The following is a 1,621-nucleotide window of genomic DNA, read 5'->3' on the forward strand; positions in this document are numbered from 1 at the left end:
AAGAGAGTTAGGGATACATACAGAGGGAAGAATAAAAAAAGATGGCAAGTTACTTGGAGCAACAGCTGGTAATATATATTCAGAATATGTATTAAATGGTAGTGAAGAGATAACTAACTTAGAAAAAGATAATCTTTTAGATATTCCTAGAGATGCTAAGGTTGTTAGTGATAAGCTAATCAATTCATCTATGCTATCCAATCATTATTTAGAGATAATAAATGAAAGAAATAATAAAAAACTAGAAGTATATACAAAAACAGAAGAATTTCAATTATTAAAAAAAGTAGGTCTAGTAACATTACATACAGTTTCAATTGTAGGAGACGTAGCTGTAATTGTAGGTACTGGTGGAATAAGCATACCTGTTGGAGCTATTACTATATTAGATAGTGTAGATGAGATAGATAGGATAATAAGAGGCTGTGAATGTGATGACTGTAAGACAACATTAAATAAAATAGTTGGAGATAAATCTTACTATTTTGTTAAAGGAACGGCAACTGTTATAGGAGTAGTTCAAACAGCAAAACTTGCAAAAAATGTTGTAAAGAGTTTATCAAAAACTGATGATGCGATAAAAACATTAGATAAGTTAGATGATGGTTTAAAGATAGTGTCAAAAAGTGATGATACTTTAAACTCGATATCAAAAACTGAAAAATCAATAAAAGTTATAGATAGAACCAAACCATCAAACATAGGAGATATATTATCTGTTACAAAATCGGATGATGTTATTATACCTAAAAATAGAATTAAAGGTTCAGTTGTGACAGAAAAAGGATATAAGGTATCTTATGATACAAAAAAATTTAGTACACAAATAGATGATATAATAAGAAATGGAGATTCAACTGGTAAGAAAACAGAAAAAATAATAAATGATATATTCAAGAGTACTCCAGATTTAGAAGTGCTTGATGGTAAATATGGAAGTAATAATGGAATAGATCATTTAGTATATAATAAAAAGACTAAGGAACTTTGGGTAATAGATAGTAAGCAAATATCAAATTTAAAGAATTATGAATCAGGGTCTATGACACTTTTAGAAAAAGGTATAGATAAAACTAGACAATTATCTGAAAATTGGATAAAATCTGTTGCTAATAAATTGCCTGAAAGAGAAAAAGAGTTATTAATTAAAATTATAGATGAAAAAAAATATAGAACAGCTGTAATTGGAATAAATAAAAAGACAGGTGAAATAATATTTGTTCCTTTAAAGGTAGAGAATAAAATTAAATAGAGGTGTAAAATGTTAGTAACTAAAAAAATTAAAGAAGAAAGAATAGAACTTATTAACTCTAATATTAGTGTTGCATTAAGAGCAACTGAAAGAAGATTAAAATACATAAAAGAAAAACAAGGGAATCCTTTGGCATGTTTTAGTGGATTAGGCGATTTATACATCTTTAGAGCTTCAAAAAATTTACTTTTTGAAAAAGAACTTGAAAAATTTAAACAAGACATGTATATATATGGGAAATTATGTATAATGGGTAGTGGTTCAAGATGTATAATTGGTAGTAGTGGATTTATAGAATTTTGTGAAAGTATTATGTCTAATAATAGAGAACTATTAAATTTTTATATAAAAAATATTGATTTAGTAGGA

The 1,621-nt window shown here is 26.5% G+C and carries 1 protein-coding gene and 1 pseudogene; both read left to right on the forward strand.

All coding sequences use genetic code 11. The features are described from left to right. On the forward strand, positions 1–1,252 hold a 1,252-nt coding region (locus tag AYC60_RS08755; RefSeq protein ID WP_197416902.1), incomplete at its 5' end, for a hypothetical protein. Positions 1,253–1,261: 9 nt separating this feature from the next. Beyond that, positions 1,262–1,621: pseudogene (locus AYC60_RS00120) on the forward strand (Imm49 family immunity protein); the annotation flags it as partial.

It is taken from the genome of Streptobacillus felis (assembly GCF_001559775.1).
Lineage (GTDB): Bacteria > Fusobacteriota > Fusobacteriia > Fusobacteriales > Leptotrichiaceae > Streptobacillus > Streptobacillus felis.